The organism is Nocardioides baekrokdamisoli (genome assembly GCF_003945325.1).
In the GTDB taxonomy this organism is placed as follows: domain Bacteria; phylum Actinomycetota; class Actinomycetes; order Propionibacteriales; family Nocardioidaceae; genus Nocardioides; species Nocardioides baekrokdamisoli.
Genome location: NZ_AP019307.1, coordinates 1,933,584 through 1,949,209, shown reverse-complemented (window position 1 = coordinate 1,949,209; position 15,626 = coordinate 1,933,584). Strand labels below are relative to the sequence as shown.

Genomic DNA, 15,626 nt, shown 5'->3' with positions numbered 1-15,626 from the left:
TACTGCCGAGACCCGGCATCGGTCACGCCGAAACCCGGCGTTTGTCAGTCGAAACCCGAATTCTGGCTGCCCGGGCGAGCGACGAGCCCGTCCGTGCCGGCGAGCCGTACGCCGCCAGATGTCGGGTCTCGGCGTGCCAGATGTCGGGTCTCGGCAAGACATGATTGTGGCCCCCGAGCCGAACCTCGGGGGCCACAATCATCTGGCGGGATTCCGTCACCTCTCGGCACGGAAATCCTCACCTTTCGACAGCGAATCAGGCGGGGAAGGACTCGCCCTTCGCCGCCATGTCACGCAGGTACTGCGTCGGGCGCAGCTGCTCGCCGTACGTGTCGGCCAGCTCGTCGGCGCGCTTGATGAACGCCTCGATGCCGTACGTGCCGTCAGCGGCGTCGTAACCCGTGATGAACTGCGCCGCGCCACCGGTCATCGACGGGAAGCCGATGCCGAAGACCGAGCCGATGTTCGCGTGGGCGGCCGAGGTGACGACCCCCTCCTCGAACGTCTTCGCAGTCTCGACCGCCTGACGGAACAGCATCCGTTCCTTGATGTCAGCCAGCGGAATCTGCGTGTCGGCGACCGGGAACTGCTCGGTCAGGCCCTCCCACAGGTTGGCGCGCTTGCCCTCCGCGTAGTTGAAGAAGCCGGCGCCGCGGAGGCGGCCCGCCCGTCCGAGGTCGATCATCTTCGTCGCGACGATCTCGATGCTGTTCGGCTCGCCACCTTCGGCAGCACGAGTCTCGACGGCGATCTTCTTCATGAGCTCAAGGTTGAGCTCGTCGGCCAACTGCAGCACGCCAGTCGGGTAGCCAGCCTGCGTGGTCGCGCGGTCGAGCGTCATCGGGTGGACACCCTCGAGGAGCATCGAGACTCCCTCGTCCATCATCGTCCCGATCACACGCGAGGTGTAGAAACCGCGTGAGTCGTGGGCGATCATCGGGGTCTTCTTGATCAGCAGGGTGATGTCGTACGCCTTGGCCAGCGACTCGTCCGAGGTCTCAGCACCGTTGATGATTTCGACGAGCGGCATCTTGTCGACCGGTGAGAAGAAGTGCAGACCGATGAACCGGGCAGCAGCGTCAGTGCCGTCGATGCCCTTGGCCAGTTCGGTGATCGGCAGCGTCGAGGTGTTGGAGCACAGCAGCGCACCCTCGGCCAGGAACGGGATGACCTCGTTGAAGACCTTCTGCTTCAGCTCGACGTTCTCGAAGACCGCCTCCACGACCAGGTCGCACCCAGCCGCAGCCGCCGGATCGACGGTCGGGGTGATCCGGGCCAGGATCTCGTCGGACTTCTCCTGGGACAGCTTGCCCCGGGAGACGGCCTTCTCGTTCAGAGCAGCGGTGTACGCCTTGCCCTTCTCCGCAGCCTCGATCGCGACGTCCTTGAGGACGACCTCGACACCGGCACGCGCCAGCACGTACGCGATGCCCGCGCCCATCATCCCGGCGCCGAGTACGACCGCCTTCTGAGGCGTGTACTTCTCCACACCCTTCGGACGCAGGGCGCCGGAGTTGATCGAGCCCAGGTCGAAGAAGAACGCCTGGATCATGTTCTTCGACTGCTGGCTGGTGACCAGCGTCGTGAAGTAGCGCGACTCGATCCGCGACGCGGTGTCGAAGTCCACCTGAAGGCCCTCGACCGTCGCGGCCAGGATCGCCTTCGGCGCGCGCATGTCGGCCTGCTTGAGCTGCTTGCGCAGCATCGGCGGGAAGGCCGGGAGGAACGCGGCGAGAGCCGGGCTCGACGGCGCACCGCCCGGGATCTTGTAGCCGGGCAGGTCCCACGGCTGCGCGATCGCGTCGGGGTTGGCCTTGATCCACGCCTTCGCGGCCGGGATCAACTCGTCCTGGGTGGCGACGAGGTCGTTGACCAGGCCCTTGGCCTGGGCAGCGGCGGGCTTGAACTCGGCGCCAGTGGCGACGATCTCGGTCATCGATGCCATCAGGCCGAACATCCGGCCGATACGGGTGACCCCGCCGCCGCCCGGCAGCAGGCCGAGCTTCACCTCGGGCAGACCGATCGGGTACGAGCCGTCGACAGCGATGCGGTGGTTGGTCGCGAGCGCGATCTCCAGGCCACCGCCCAGGGCAGCGCCGTTGATGGCCGCCACGACCGGCTTCGGGAAGGTCTCGAGCTTGCGCAGGACGTCCTTGAGGTTCTCGACCTCCTCGAACACCTCCGCGGCGTTCTCGCGACGCGCCTGCATCAACAGGTTCAGGTCACCGCCGGCGAAGAAGGTCTTCTTCGCGGATGCGACGACGACACCGGTGACGCTCTCCTGCTCGGCGTAGAGGCGCTCGACGGCGGCCTTCATCGAGCTCTGGTAGAGCGCATTCATGGTGTTGGCCGACTGGTTCGGGTCGTCCAGGGTCAGGGTGACGATGCCGTCGGCATCGATGTCGTAACGGACTGCAGTCTCAGTCATGTCTGTATCTCTCTGTCTTTCTGTCCGGCTCAGACGATCTCGACGATCGTGGCGATACCCATGCCCGCGCCGACGCAGAGCGTGGCCAGACCGCGCTTCTTGCCCTGGCGGATGAGCTCGTCAACGAGAGTGCCGAGGATGATCGCGCCGGTCGCACCCAGAGGGTGACCGAGCGCCATCGCGCCACCGTTGACGTTCACGACGTCCTGGCTGATGCCCATGTCCTTCATGAACCGGAGGGCAACCGAGGCGAACGCCTCGTTGATCTCCCACAGGTCGATGTCGTCGGCAGTCAGTCCGGCCTTGGCCAGCGCCTTGCGGGCAGCCGGTGCCGGGCCGGTGAGCATGATCGTCGGCTCCGAGCCGATGACCGCGCCGGCGACGATCTTCGCCTTGGGAGTCAGGCCGTGCTTCTTGCCGGCCTCCTCGCTGCCGATGAGCATGAGCGAGGCGCCGTCCACGATGCCCGAACTGTTGCCGGCGTGGTGGACGTGGTTGATCGCCTCGACCTCGGTGTACTTCGCGAGCGCGACGTCGTCGAAGCCGGCGTCCTGGCCCTGCTGGACGAAGGACGGCTTGAGGCCGGAGAGCGACTCGACCGTCGTGTCGGGACGTACGAGCTCGTCCTTGTCGAGAATGGTCAGACCGTTGGGGTCCTTGACCGGGATGACGCAGTCGTCGTAGTAGCCGTTGGCCCACGCCTTCGCGGCACGGGCGTGCGACTGCGCGGCGAGCGCGTCGACGTCGGTACGGGTGAAGCCCTCGATCGTGGCGATCAGGTCGGCACCGATGCCCTGCGGGACGAAGTCGGTGTCGAGGCTCGTCTTCGGGTCGCTCGCCCAGGCTCCGCCGTTGGAGCCGAGCGGGATGCGGCTCATCGCCTCGACGCCGCCGGCGAGGATCAGGTCCTCCCAGCCGGAGCGGACGCGTGCAGCTGCCTGGTTGACGGCCTCGAGGCCCGACGCGCAGAACCGGTCCAGCTGAACGCCGGCGACGGTCTCGGCGAGACCGGCCTTGAGCGCGGCCACTCGGGCGATGTCGGAGCCCTGGTCGCCGATCGGGGTGACACAGCCCAGGATCACGTCGTCGATGCCGGCGGTGTCGAGGGTCGTGTTGCGGTCCTCGATCGCGTTCATCAGGGTGACGACGAGGTCGATCGGCTTCACCTCGTGGAGGGCGCCGGTCTTCTTACCGCGACCACGGGGCGTACGCACGTGGTCGTAAATGAATGCTTCAGCCATGCCGCCATTGTGACACTTCTACTGTCACGATCAAGAGACTGGGGTGTGAACGGAGTCACACGAAGCGGTGACCTACGGCTTGATGCCGATCTCCAGACTCCGACTGATGGTGCGGTTGGCCGCCTCCTGGAAGGCCGCGACGATCGCCTCCACGGTGAGGTCACGCAACCGCGGCAGGGTTTGCTCGAACCGCTCCACCTCAGCGGCCGAATGGTGCGTCTGCCGGAACGGCTCGATCACCTGATCGCGGAACACCCGGCTGAGCTCGTGGACCAGGCCTTCCATGTAGCGGGTGGAGATCTCCTGCGCCTGGGCCAGGGCATCTTTGGGCAGCCCCATCCGCCGCAGTTCCCGCGCAATCCGGACGAAAATCTCGTCTGCTGAGTCCGAGGTCCAGGACGTGATCAGCGCACGCTGGATCGCCAGATCCTCGGCAGTGACGTCCTTGGGCAGACCGTCGAGGAACCGTTCGACTCCCTGCAGGGTGAAGCCGTGATCCTGGAGCGCCCGGATCAACTCGAGGCGCGCCCGGTGGTCGGGACCGTAGTAGCCGACACGGCCCTTGCGGATCGGTGGGGGGATGAGCCCGAGGCTGGCGTAGTACCGGGTCGTACGCACCGTGAAGCCGGTCGCCGCCGCCAACTCGTCGACGGTCTGCAACGACACGTCCCGCTCGACCGGCTCCGCACTCATGACCCACACTCTAGCCAGATGCGCCCGCAACTGTGCCAGTCCCACTGTCATCCGGGCTTTGGTGCGGACGATCCTTGGTCGCGTAATCTCTCGGTCATGGACCGCACCCTGTACGAGGCCGAGCACGAGGACTACCGCCGCAGCGTCAAGGCGTTCATCGAGCGCGAGGTGGTGCCTCACTACGCCGACTGGGAGAGCGCCGGCATCGTGCCGAAGTCGCTGTTCGCCGGCCTCGGCGAGCTCGGCGTCTTCGCCGCGGTCCCCGAGGAGTACGGCGGCGTCGGCATCGACGACTTCCGCTACAACGCCATCATCAGCGAGGAGGCGGCGGCGTACGGTGTCGGCCCCGCCCTCCTCGGGCCGACCCTTCAGGCCGACATCTGCATGCCGTACCTGCTCGACCTCACCACTGAGGAGCAGAAGGCACGCTGGCTGCCCAAGGTGGCGACGGGTGAGTCCGTGGTCGCGATCGCGATGACCGAACCGGGCGCCGGTTCCGACCTCTCCGGGATCCGTACGAAGGCGGTCCGGGACGGCGACGACTTCATCGTCAACGGCGCCAAGACCTTCATCACGAACGGCATCAACGCCGACATCGTGATCACCGTCGTCCGTACGGGCGAGCACCCGCACAAGGGACTGTCACTGCTGGTGATCGAGGACGGGACGCCGGGCTTCACCCGCGGCCGCAACCTGGAGAAGGTCGGCATGCATGCCCAGGACACCGCCGAACTCATCTTCGAGAACTGCCGCGTCCCCGCCGCCAACCTGATCGGCAACGAGGGCGAAGGCTTCTTCGGTCTCACCAACAACCTGCCCCAGGAGCGCCTCTCGATCGCGGTCGCCTCCATCGCCGGCGCCCAGCAGGCGCTCGAGGACACCATGCAGTACGTCCGGGACCGCAAGGCCTTCAACAGCCCGATCGGCTCGCTGCAGACCATCCGCCACCGCCTCGCCGAGCTCGTCACCGAGGTCGAGATCACCCAGACGTACGTCGACCGATGCGTCGAGGCGCTGCTCGAGGGCAAGCTGACGGTGGCCGATGCCGCCAAGGCGAAGTTGTGGACGACCGAGCTGCAGGGCCGCGTCGTCGACGCGTGCGTCCAGCTGCACGGTGGGTACGGCTACATGCTCGAATACCCGATCGCCCGGGCGTACGTCGACAACCGGATCCAGCGGATCTACGGCGGCACGTCCGAGATCATGAAGGAGATCATCGGCCGGAGCCTCAACCTCGGCTGACCAGCTCAGGCCTCCGCGGCCGCCTTCAGTGCCGTCAGCGTGTCCGCGGTGCTGGCGCGCATCACCTCGGTGAAGGCGTCGTGCCCGCCGAAGAAGCCGACCGTCAGCTCGTGCGACAACTCCGAGATGCCCTCGGGCTGTTCGCGACGCTGGGTGAGTCGAGTGCCGGCGGCAGTCTGCTCGAGCACGAACGACCAGATCAGCCAGTTCTCCTCGACCCGGAACGCCATCTCACGCTCGACCTCGAAGCGGACGATCTCCGCATGCGTGGTCCACACGGCCTCGCCATTGACGTTCCGATTGGTGAACTGGGCGCCCAGCCCGACCTCGTCGAAGCCCGTACGCAGTCGGGTGGACTGCACCTGGGGGCTCCATTCCGGCATCCGGCGTACGTCGGAGACCATCGCCCAGACCTTCGCGACCGGGGCCGCGATCTCGATGCTGGCTTCGAGGGTGGGAACACTGCGCATGACCGCACCCTAGCCCGGGCCGCTTGAACTGAGAGGCCGATCTGGGAGGCTGTCGTCATGGCACGCCGAACCGTGAGTGACGTCTGGAAGGTGGGCCACCCGTGGTCCTTCTTCTATCCCTACGCGATCGACCACTCGTGGGTCGGTGTCCCCGGCGCGTACGCCCTGCTGGCCACCGACTTGCGTCTGCTCTACAGCGCCACGGCCGCTCTCGGTGCCCTGCCGAAGGGCAGCCTCGTGCTGGACGTGCCCTGCGGCGGAGGCGTTGCACTCAGAGGTGTACGCCCCGGTCAGGGCCTGCACTACATCGCCGCCGACATCTCGACCGCGATGCTCGAGCACACCGGCCGGGCGGCGCAGGAGCGCGGCATCGCCGACCAGGTCGAACTGCGCGAGGCCGATGTCGAGAACCTGCCGTTCATCGACGCCACCTTCGACGTGGCGATGAGTCTGACCGGGCTGCACTGCTTCCCTGATCCGCACCTCGCGCTCCGCGAGATCGTCCGCGTCCTCAAGCCGGGCGGCACGCTGATCCTCAGCTGGATGCGTACCGATGCACCGCTGCGGACCTACCCGATGTTCTTCGTCGGCCGTCGCGGCGGGCTCGTCGGCCGCAGTGCCTCGACCACCGAAGTCGTCGGCTGGCTGGCGGAGCTCGGCATCACCGACATCGACCTGCAACCGTCGGGCGCCCTGGCCTACCTCACTGCACGGAAGGGATGATCGAGGAGACCGGCGCATCGAAGTTCACCGGGATCCCGAAGGCGGTGGCGCGCGAGCCGATCAGTGCCTCGATGGCCTCGACCACCAGATCGATGAGGTGCTCCGCGTCCGGCACTCGTCCACCTCGGGCGAGCCAGCGGCGCACGGTCGCATAGATGCCGTTGACCAGGCCGTGCGTCAGCGGGTCGGTGGCCTCGACATCGGCATCCGAGACATCCGCGCCAGCTGACCTGAAGGACATCACGAGCAGCGCCGCGATCTGGTCGGTGACCAGGTCGATGCTGCGCGCCAGTTCCGAACCCTCGGTCGGGTTCTGGTCGGCCCGCTGGTGCAGATGACGGTGCTCCATCGCCCACGTCACGTACACCGCTGCGCCCCGCTTCAGCGACTCACGGACGGTTCCCTGCAGCGTCAGGACCGGTTCGAAGGCCTCCCAGAACATCTCCATGCCGCGGATACGCACGGCGTGCTCGAGATCGTTGCGGTCGGCGAACTGTCGATAGAGCACTGACCGACTGACGCCCGCGTGCGTACCGACTTCCAGCAACGGCGGAAGGTCTCCGGTCAGCTCGATCAGGGCAATGGCCGATTCGACGACGCGCGTACGTTGGGCAGCGTTGTGGGCCTCCCAACGCACCGAGCGACCGTCCATGCCGCCAACCCTAGAGGTCGCAGTCGCCCGCTCCGGTGAAGTTCGTGCTACTCCCAGGTCACGAGTTCGCGCTTGAGCACCTTGCCGGTGGGGTTCCGCGGCAGGTTGTCGAGGAAGAAGACGTCGCGCGGGACCTTGTAACGGGCCAGGTTCTCCTTGACCAGGTCGCGCACCTCGTCCTCGCTGAGCGAGGCGCCCTCGTTCAGCGCGATGAAGGCACGCAGACGCTGACCGAAGTTGCTGTCCTCGACGCCGACGACCGCGACCTCACGGACGGCCGGGTGCGAGATCAGCAGTTCCTCGACCTCGGCCGGGAAGACGTTCTCGCCGCCGGACACGATCATGTCGTCGTCACGCCCGTCGATGTAGAGCAGCGGGCCCTCGAAGTGGCCGACGTCGCCGGTGGCGAGCATGCCGTCGACGATCTGCTTGTGGCCGCCGCCGGTGTAGCCCTCGAACGGGGTCACGGTGCCGACGAAGACCCGGCCCTTGTCGCCCGGCGTGACCGGCCGGTCCTTGTCATCCAGGATCGCGACGCGTGCACCGAGCATCGGCGTACCCACCGAGGTGGGGTGCGCGCGGACGACGTCGGGGTTCGCCATCGTGGCGAGCGAGACCTCGGTGGAGCCGTACAGGTTGTAGACGACGTCACCGAAGCGGTCCTGGAACTCCTTCGACACGGCCGCCTGGAGGGCAGAGCCGGAGCAGAAGACAGCCTTCAGGCTCGAGGTGTCGTACGCGCTGGTCACCTCGGTCGGGAGCGCGATGATGCGCTGGATCAGCACCGGGACCATGCACAGCGCGGTCGCCTTGTGCTGGGCGATGTCGGCAACGAACGTTTCGGCGTCGAACTGGCGGCGCAGTACGACCTTGGAACCCAGGCCGAAGGTGATCATCGTCATGATCAGCCCGGTGCCGTGGAAGAGCGGCGGACCGATCACGGTCGCTTCACGGGAGCGCATCGGCATCCGGTCCAGGAGCGCTCCCGGCAGCGTGTAGCCCTTCGGCTCGGTACGCGGAGCGCCCTTGGGCGTACCGGTCGTGCCGCTGGTCAGGATGATGATCCGGCCCGGCTTGGCCGGCGACGGCGGCGGCGTGGGAGAACCGGCGGCGACCATCGCCGTGAGCTCGTCCTCGGGCTTGGTGATGTCCGCGATGATCACCGGGATGTCGAGGTCCTCGGCGGCGGCAGCGAGGTCGGCGTCGCAGATCAGGATGTCGACGCCCTCGCGGGTGGCGACCTCAGCCGCCTGCTTCGCCGAGAACGCCGTGTTGAGCCAGACCGTGTTGAGGCCGGCGCGCGAGGCCGCGAACGCCGCCAGCAGCGGAGTCCGGTGGTTGCGACAGAGCAGACCGACCGTCTTGCCCGGCTGGTACTTCTCCCGGAAGACGTTGGCCAGCTGGTTGATCTGGGTGTCGAATTCGCCGTAGGTGATCTCGCCACGCTCGTCGGCGATCGCCGGGTAAGCGGCGTGCTGCACTGCGGCAGCCGCGACGGCACCACCGAAGGGGCCGTACTTCTTCATCTGGAACGCGAGTTGCGGCAGCTTGTGCGGCGCCTTGACCGGCATCAGGCCGGCGCGAGCCATCACGCTCAGGGACCGGGCCTCGAGGCCTGCGCGGTGCGCGAGTTCGTTGATGCGAGACGGAATCATGCTGCTCCAATCGGTGTCCCAACGGAGCTGCCCTCGAGCAGCACGCTCGCGACCAGCTCCGGGTTGTCCGACATCGGTACGTGACCGCAGCCGGGCAGCGTCACATGGTGAGCGTGCGGCATACGGCGCGCAGCGATGCGGGCCTGGTATGGCAACAGGATCATGTCGTGTTCACCCCACGCAATGGTCACCGGGATGTCATTTGAGATGGGCCGGTCGAAGATCTCCGCCGCCGGGAAGATCCGACGCATCGCCGGTATGGCCCGTTTCATCGCCCGCAGGTCGCCGACGAACGCCTCCGGGGGCACGTTCTCCGGATGCGCCGACACCATCGCACCCATCACCCGGCGCGCCGTCGCGGACTGCGCGAGGACCGGAACCGCCGGGGACACGAGCCGCGCGCTCGCCGTCAGCCAGGCGAACAACGACCGGATGTAGACGAAATCCAGCGGACCCCACCAGAAGGCCGCCGGAGACAGGGTGGTGGCGCTGCGTACGAGCCCGTCCGCAGCCGCCTCGAGCGAGATCCGGCCGCCGAGGGAGTTGCCGGCGATGTGCGGACGATCCAGGCCGAGGGCGTCCATAGCCGCCACCAGATCGTCGCGCAGGGTGGCCTGGACGTCGCCGTCGCGTACGACGAGGTCGGGCGATTCGCCGTGCCCCGGCAGATCGAACAGGACCACCTCGCGGTGGTCGGTCAGATGCTCCAGCACCGGATACCAGGCCTGCCGACGGTGGGTCAGGCCATGGATGAGTACGAGCGGATCACCGGAGCCGTGGATCTCGTGTGCGAGCACCTCAGGCTGCCGACGAGACCGGCTCGCCGCGGAAGCGGGAGGGGCGTCCGTCGACGCCCCACTTCCGCCACGCCCAGCGCGTACGCGCCGTCAGCATGCCGGCGTCCTCACATCCGGCGCGTACGTCCGCGGAGACGTCCGAGATCATCCGGCGGAAGGCTTCGTTGCGTCGGGAGAAGGTGTCCCGCATGACATCCTCGGGGATGCCCATCAACTCGGCGTCAGCCCTGCTCGGCACCATGATGATCTGGATCGCGATCCGCATGATCAGGGGCGTCAGCAGGCCCACGGCGAACCGGTTCACCGCGCCCATCTCCGGAGTGTGGTGCTCCAACCAAGCGTGTGCGAAGCCGATGTGCCGCGCTTCCTCGGCGGCATGGATCGCCATGATTCGATCGAGCAACGGATGGCTACCCCCAGCGCGGAGAGCGTTCTTCTGTACGTGATCGATCGGCTCCTCCCCAGCCAGGATGATCTGGAAGAAGAGTGTCGGCCAGACGGATCCGAGCAACGCGATCACCGGGATCGTCTTGAGCAGCCACGCCGGCGCGCCGGTGATCTCGGGAGCCGACCGGTTGGTGAACTCCTGGAACATCTGGATGTGGTGGCACTCCTCGGTGAGTTCGTGCATGAAGTACCGGAACTCCGGGTTCTCGTTCTGCAGACCCATCAGGAACTGGGTGCCTCCGAGCAGGAGGAGTTGCTCAAACTGTGACCCGGTCTTGGTCATCGCCGTCATCCGCTGACGGGCGACCTCGATCTGGCGTTCCTTGCTCAGCGACTGGTACCAGTCCGTGTGAGCCAGCGGGTCGATGCCAGGCAGCTGCCAGCGCTCATCGTTCTTGTCGAGGCCGAACCCGGGCTGATCCCACGGGACGTCGATGAACGCCTCGAAGTGTGGGCCGGTCGTCGAAGCCTGGGACAACGTGCGGAGCGTGTCGAAGTAATCCTGCTTGCCGCCACCGATGCGTGACAGCGACGGAAGTGGGACGACCGCCAGCGGTGCCGCAGCCACGCGTACGCCCGTGCCCACGACTTTTCTGGCCAGACCAATGGAACCGCCGACAGCACCCATGTTCACGCCCTTCACCGAAATAGGTGGGACGTCATGTCCCACTCACCAAGGTACACGAGACACGGTGTCGCGCATATCAATTCGGCGAGTCGTCAGGCCTTGGCCACGGCGGGCTCGCTGCGAAATCGGCTCCGGCGACCGTCGATGCCCATCGCTCTCCAGAGCACACGCGCCGGCCCACGGCGGATGCCGAGGTCGTCGGCCAGCATGCGTACGTCGCCGAACATGTCGCGCATTCGCTTCTGCGACTCCTCGGAGTCCCACCAGATCTCCTTGGCGACATCCTTCGGGATCCCCATGGCCTCCATGTCGGCCCGGCTCGGGATCATGATCACGTCGCACAGCACTCGCATCACGACCGGGAACATGTAGGTCAGGACCTGGCGACGTACGAAGCCCATCTGCGGCCAGTGGTGCAACAAGTACTGGTGGGCGAAACCGATGTGCCGAGCCTCCTCGGCGATGTGGATCTGCATGATCCTGTCGATGAGCGGGTGTCCGCCGCCGGCTCGCATGATCGCCTTCTGCATGTGGTCGATCGGCTCCTCGCCACCGAGGATCCCGATGAAGAACAGCTCGGGCACCCACTGGCCGAACGCGGTGACCAACGGGGTCAGCTTGACCCAGATCGACGACGCCCCCTGGACCGGCTCCCCGAAGCGGTTGACCGCCTCCTGGAACATCTGGATGTGGTGGGTCTCTTCGGTGACCTCATGCATCGCGTACCGGAACTCAGGGTTCTGGTTCCCCATGCCGATCAGGTTGTGCATGACACCGGCGATCAGGATCTGCTCGAACTGTCGACCCACCTTCGCCACCTGGGCGAAGCGGTACGCGCCGATGCGGATCTGCTCCTCGCGCGGGAGCGATTTGTACCAGGGGTGGGCCCCGATGACGTCCGCATCGGTGAGGATCAGGCGCGGGTCGTGCGCCGCACTCTCGACCGAGTAGTCCGGGTTGTCCCAGTCGACGTCCTTGAACGCCAGGAAGAACTGGTCGACGGATGCCTGGGACAGCGTCTGCAGGGTTTCGAAGTACTCCTGGTCACTGGGCCGCTTCGACGGCGTCGCCACCGCGCGTACGCCCGTGCCGACCGCTTTCCTGGCCAACGTCACCGTTCCGCCCACTGCACCCATCGGCCCACTCCCCTTGCTGATCTTTATCCGTGACACGGCGTCCCACGTTTCATGGAACTATATGCGACGCAGCGTCACAGTAAAGAGGTTTGGGGCAAACGTCCGAGGCGTCAGCTCGGCGCAGGCAGTGTGCGGCTGATGATCTCCTTCATGATCTCGCTCGTACCCGCATAGATCTGCGAGACGCGAAGGTCGGCCCAAGCACGGGCGACCGGGTACTCCTCCATGTAGCCGTAACCGCCGTGCAACTGCAGGCACTTGTCCGCGATCTGCTGGGCCTTCTCAGAGCAGTGCAGCTTGACCATCGCGGCGGTCGGGATGTCGAGCTCGCCCTTGAGGTGGAGCCCGATGCACTCATCGAGGAACGAGCGCGCGACCCGCATGTCGGTGGCGACCTCGGCCATCCGGTGCTTGGTGTTCTGGAAGCCCCAGATCGAGCGGCCGAACGCCTGCCGACCGTGGACGTACCGCATCGTCTCCTCGAAGATCGCCTCCATCGCGGCGACGTTGGACACTGCGACGATGAGGCGCTCCTGCGGGAGCTGGTGCATCAGTTGAACGAAGCCCTGACCCTCTTCGGCGCCGAGCAGGTTGCTCACCGGGACCCGGACGTTGTCGTAGAAGAGCTCGGAGGTGTCCTGGCCCTTCATCCCGATCTTGTTGAGGTTCTTGCCGCGCGCGAAGCCCGGGGTGTCGGTCGGGACGATGACCAGCGAGATGCCGGCGGCCGCCTCCTCGGGGTTCGTCTTCACGACCGTGAGGACCATGTCAGCCTGGCCACCGTTGGTGATGAAGATCTTCGACCCGTTGATGACGTACTCGTCGCCGTCACGGATCGCCCGTGCCTTGACGCTCTGCAGGTCCGAACCGGTGCCCGGCTCCGTCATCGCGATCGCGCCGACGACCTCGCCCGACGCCATCTTCGGCAGCCAGTACGTCTTCTGCTCCTCGGTGCCGTACGCGAGGAGGTAGTGGGCCACGATGCCCGTGTGCAGCGAGGCGCCCCACGAGCTGTCGCCGGCGTACGCCTGCTCCTCGATCAGGACAGCCTCATGGGCGAAGTTGCCACCACCGCCGCCGTACTCCTCGGGGACATCGATGCAGAGGAGGCCCTGGTCGCCGGCCTTGTTCCACAGGTCACGATCGACCTGCTTGTTCTCGATGTAGCGCATGACGTTGGGCGTCACCTCCTTCTCGAAGAAGGTCTTCGCCATGTCGCGCAGGTCGTCGAGCTCGGTGTCCATCCAGGGTGAGCGTCGGGATGCTCCAGCCATCGGGAGTCCTCTCGGGCAGGAGTGGTACACGGTGTACCACTGGTGATGCGGCCGATGGTACAGGGTGTACCTGTAGGTTGTCCGACCATGGCAGATGACGCGCGCCGCACGCAGGTGGTCGAAGCAGCGACCGCGGCGGTCGACGAGCTCGGCGTCTCCGTCGGCACCGCGCAGATCGCCGAGCGGGCCGGGATCCCCCGGCCACACGTCTACCGGTACGTCGAGAGTCGCGAACACCTCGACGCGCTGGTGGCCCGACAGGCCGCCACGTTGCTGCTTGATCACGTCCGTCCGGCATTCCTGACACCGGGAACGGGCCACGAGATCGTCCACGGCATCCTGACCTCGACCGTCGAGTGGGCTGCCGCGCACCCGAACCTCTACCGCTTCATGGCTCAGCGGCCGCAGACCCCGGGCGAGCACAGCGCACGCTTCGGAAGGACCCGGTTCCTCGACGTGGTCGCAAGTTCGATCGGCGCCTACCTCCGCGGGACCGACATCACGGTCTCCGTGCCCGAGGGGTTGCTCGCCGGGCTGATCGGCATGGCCGACGGCACCATTGTCTGGTGGCTCGACCACCAGGACGAACGTCAGGACGCCATGGTGAATCGACTGACCCGACAGACGGAGGCGGTCGTACGCGACGCCCTGAACTCGGTGGGCATCCAGGTCCCCGAGGACCTGAGACTCGACCCCCAGGCGTAGCCGAACCGTGAGGTTTGGCTAGGCGAACGTGAGCGGTCGGTCCACGACCGACCCGGTGATCGTCTTCACGTCGACGAGATAGTTCTGCTTCAGCCCCCACGGGGCCCGGTCACCAGCCCGTGGCATCTCGGCAGCAGCACGCTGGAGGTAGCCCGACTGCATGTCCATCAGAGGCCGGACCTCCCCGTCGTAGTCGCGCTCGACAAGGAACTGCTCGTACCCCTTTTTGTCCATGTGCTTGAGGAGCTTCACCGCGTAGTCGATGACCAGATCGGCTTTGAGCGTCCAGGAGGCGTTCGTGTAGCCGATCGTGAAGAGCAGGTTGGGGATCCCGGAGAGCGCCAGGCCCTTGTACGCAAGGGTGTCACTCGCCGCCACAGGCTTGCCGTCGATGTGCAGCTGGACACCGCCGAACAGCTTGATCTTCAATCCGGTCGCGGCGATCACGATGTCGGCCGGCAGCTTGTCCCCGGACTCCAACTCGATGCCGTCCGCGACGAAGGTCCTGATCCGATCCGTGACCACCGAGGCCTTGCCGGTGCGGATCGCCTTGAAGAGATCGCCGTCGGGGACGAAGCAGAGGCGCTGGTCCCACGGCTGGTACGGCGGGGTGAAGTGCGCCTCGACGATCTCGATCGCCTCGTCTCGCGTCATGTACTTCTCGCGCAGACCCGTGAGACTGCGGATGATGCCCTCGCGGATGATCTTCTTGACCGTGTCCGGCTGCGTACGCGCGAGGCTGAAGGTCGAGATCTGCAGCATCACGTTGGCCCAGCGGACCGCCTCGAAACCGGCCCGCTCGCGGAGGTTGCGGAACGGCACCATCTTGGGCAGCTTGCCGACCGTGGAGCCGATGCCGACCGCGACGAGGTCCTTGCCTGGGCGACTCAGGATGTACGTCGGCGTGCGCTGGAGCATCGTGATGTGACCGACCTCGTCGGCCATGTTCGGGATCAGGGTGACGGCCGTGGCGCCGGACCCGATGACGACCACGTTCTTGCCGGCGTAGTCGAGGTCCTCGGGCCAGAACTGCGGGAACACGAACTCGCCCTTGAACTTCGCGCGCCCCGGGAACTCGGGCTCGTGACCGTGGTCGTAGTCGTAGTAGCCGGCGCAGGACCAGAGGAATCGGGTCGCGATCGTCGTCAGTCCGTCGGCGGTCTCCGCCGTGACGGTCCAGCGCTTGTCGGCGCTCGACCAGTCGGCCGAGACCACCTTGTGGCCGTACCGGATCTTCTCGTCGACGTTCCACTTGTCGGCGACCTTGCGGAGGTAGGACAGGATGTGGCGACCGTCGGCCAGCGCCTGCTCACCGGGCCACGGGTCCCACTTGTAGCCGAACGTGAACATGTCCGAGTCCGAGCGGATGCCGGGGTACTTGAACAGATCCCATGTCCCGCCGTTGGTCTGACGCGACTCCAGCACGACGATCTTCCTGTCCGGGAAGTTCGCCCCCAGCTGGGCGGCGGCGCCGATGCCGGACAACCCGGCTCCGACGATGAGTACGTCGACCTGCTCAACTGGAGTCGTCATGG

At 66.4% G+C, this 15,626-nt stretch carries 14 protein-coding genes; 3 read left to right on the top strand and 11 right to left on the bottom strand.

The window, feature by feature from the left end:
- Window positions 1–256: 256 nt before the first annotated feature.
- From KCTC_RS09485 to KCTC_RS09475, 3 genes are all read right to left on the bottom strand, one after another.
- A complete protein-coding gene (locus KCTC_RS09485) occupies window positions 257–2,428 on the bottom strand; it encodes a 3-hydroxyacyl-CoA dehydrogenase NAD-binding domain-containing protein (protein ID WP_125568926.1) in 2,172 nt (723 codons plus the stop codon).
- 29 nt (window positions 2,429–2,457) lie between these two features.
- Entirely contained in the window at window positions 2,458–3,669 is a 1,212-nt protein-coding gene (locus tag KCTC_RS09480) for an acetyl-CoA C-acetyltransferase (protein WP_125568924.1), read from the bottom strand.
- A gap of 72 nt (window positions 3,670–3,741) precedes the next feature.
- Window positions 3,742–4,362 (bottom strand): MerR family transcriptional regulator, encoded by a 621-nt coding sequence (locus KCTC_RS09475; protein WP_125568921.1) that lies wholly within the window; start codon window positions 4,360–4,362, stop codon window positions 3,742–3,744.
- A 96-nt stretch (window positions 4,363–4,458) separates the two neighbouring features.
- Here KCTC_RS09475 and KCTC_RS09470 point away from each other — a divergent pair, with 96 nt between their 5' ends.
- The gene (locus KCTC_RS09470; RefSeq protein ID WP_125568919.1) at window positions 4,459–5,604 is read left to right on the top strand and encodes an acyl-CoA dehydrogenase family protein; all 1,146 of its coding nucleotides are present in this window, start codon (window positions 4,459–4,461) and stop codon (window positions 5,602–5,604) included.
- Between the two features lie 5 nt (window positions 5,605–5,609).
- On the opposite strand, the gene KCTC_RS09465 is transcribed toward KCTC_RS09470, so the two are convergent.
- Window positions 5,610–6,074 (bottom strand): SRPBCC family protein, encoded by a 465-nt coding sequence (locus KCTC_RS09465; RefSeq protein WP_125568917.1) that lies wholly within the window; start codon window positions 6,072–6,074, stop codon window positions 5,610–5,612.
- A gap of 57 nt (window positions 6,075–6,131) precedes the next feature.
- Here KCTC_RS09465 and KCTC_RS09460 point away from each other — a divergent pair, with 57 nt between their 5' ends.
- Entirely contained in the window at window positions 6,132–6,797 is a 666-nt protein-coding gene (locus KCTC_RS09460; protein WP_125568915.1) for a class I SAM-dependent methyltransferase, read from the top strand.
- Here KCTC_RS09460 and KCTC_RS09455 read toward each other — a convergent pair.
- From KCTC_RS09455 to KCTC_RS09430, 6 genes are all read right to left on the bottom strand, one after another.
- The gene (locus tag KCTC_RS09455) at window positions 6,778–7,449 is read right to left on the bottom strand and encodes a TetR/AcrR family transcriptional regulator (RefSeq protein ID WP_125568913.1); all 672 of its coding nucleotides are present in this window, start codon (window positions 7,447–7,449) and stop codon (window positions 6,778–6,780) included. The genes KCTC_RS09460 and KCTC_RS09455 overlap by 20 nt on opposite strands.
- Before the next feature lie 47 nt (window positions 7,450–7,496).
- On the bottom strand, window positions 7,497–9,104 hold the full coding sequence (locus tag KCTC_RS09450; RefSeq protein WP_125568911.1) for an AMP-binding protein: 1,608 nt from the start codon (window positions 9,102–9,104) through the stop codon (window positions 7,497–7,499).
- Entirely contained in the window at window positions 9,101–9,901 is an 801-nt protein-coding gene (locus tag KCTC_RS09445; protein WP_125568908.1) for an alpha/beta fold hydrolase, read from the bottom strand. The genes KCTC_RS09450 and KCTC_RS09445 overlap by 4 nt, the downstream gene beginning before the upstream one ends.
- Before the next feature lies 1 nt (window position 9,902).
- Complete coding sequence (locus KCTC_RS09440; protein ID WP_125568906.1) at window positions 9,903–10,976, bottom strand: AurF N-oxygenase family protein; 1,074 nt, start codon at window positions 10,974–10,976, stop codon at window positions 9,903–9,905.
- Window positions 10,977–11,068: 92 nt separating this feature from the next.
- Window positions 11,069–12,112, bottom strand: a complete 1,044-nt coding sequence (locus KCTC_RS09435) for an AurF N-oxygenase family protein (RefSeq protein ID WP_125568904.1) — start codon at window positions 12,110–12,112, stop codon at window positions 11,069–11,071.
- Between the two features lie 110 nt (window positions 12,113–12,222).
- On the bottom strand, window positions 12,223–13,386 hold the full coding sequence (locus tag KCTC_RS09430; protein ID WP_231998667.1) for an acyl-CoA dehydrogenase family protein: 1,164 nt from the start codon (window positions 13,384–13,386) through the stop codon (window positions 12,223–12,225).
- Window positions 13,387–13,473: 87 nt separating this feature from the next.
- Here KCTC_RS09430 and KCTC_RS09425 point away from each other — a divergent pair, with 87 nt between their 5' ends.
- Window positions 13,474–14,091, top strand: coding sequence for a TetR/AcrR family transcriptional regulator (locus KCTC_RS09425; protein ID WP_231998666.1), 618 nt, complete (start codon window positions 13,474–13,476; stop codon window positions 14,089–14,091).
- Window positions 14,092–14,109: 18 nt separating this feature from the next.
- Here the strand turns inward: KCTC_RS09425 and KCTC_RS09420 are convergent, their stop codons facing one another.
- Window positions 14,110–15,624 carry a flavin-containing monooxygenase gene (locus KCTC_RS09420; protein ID WP_125568900.1) on the bottom strand — a complete coding sequence of 505 codons (1,515 nt, stop codon included), beginning with the start codon at window positions 15,622–15,624 and terminating at the stop codon, window positions 14,110–14,112.
- Window positions 15,625–15,626: the final 2 nt, after the last annotated feature.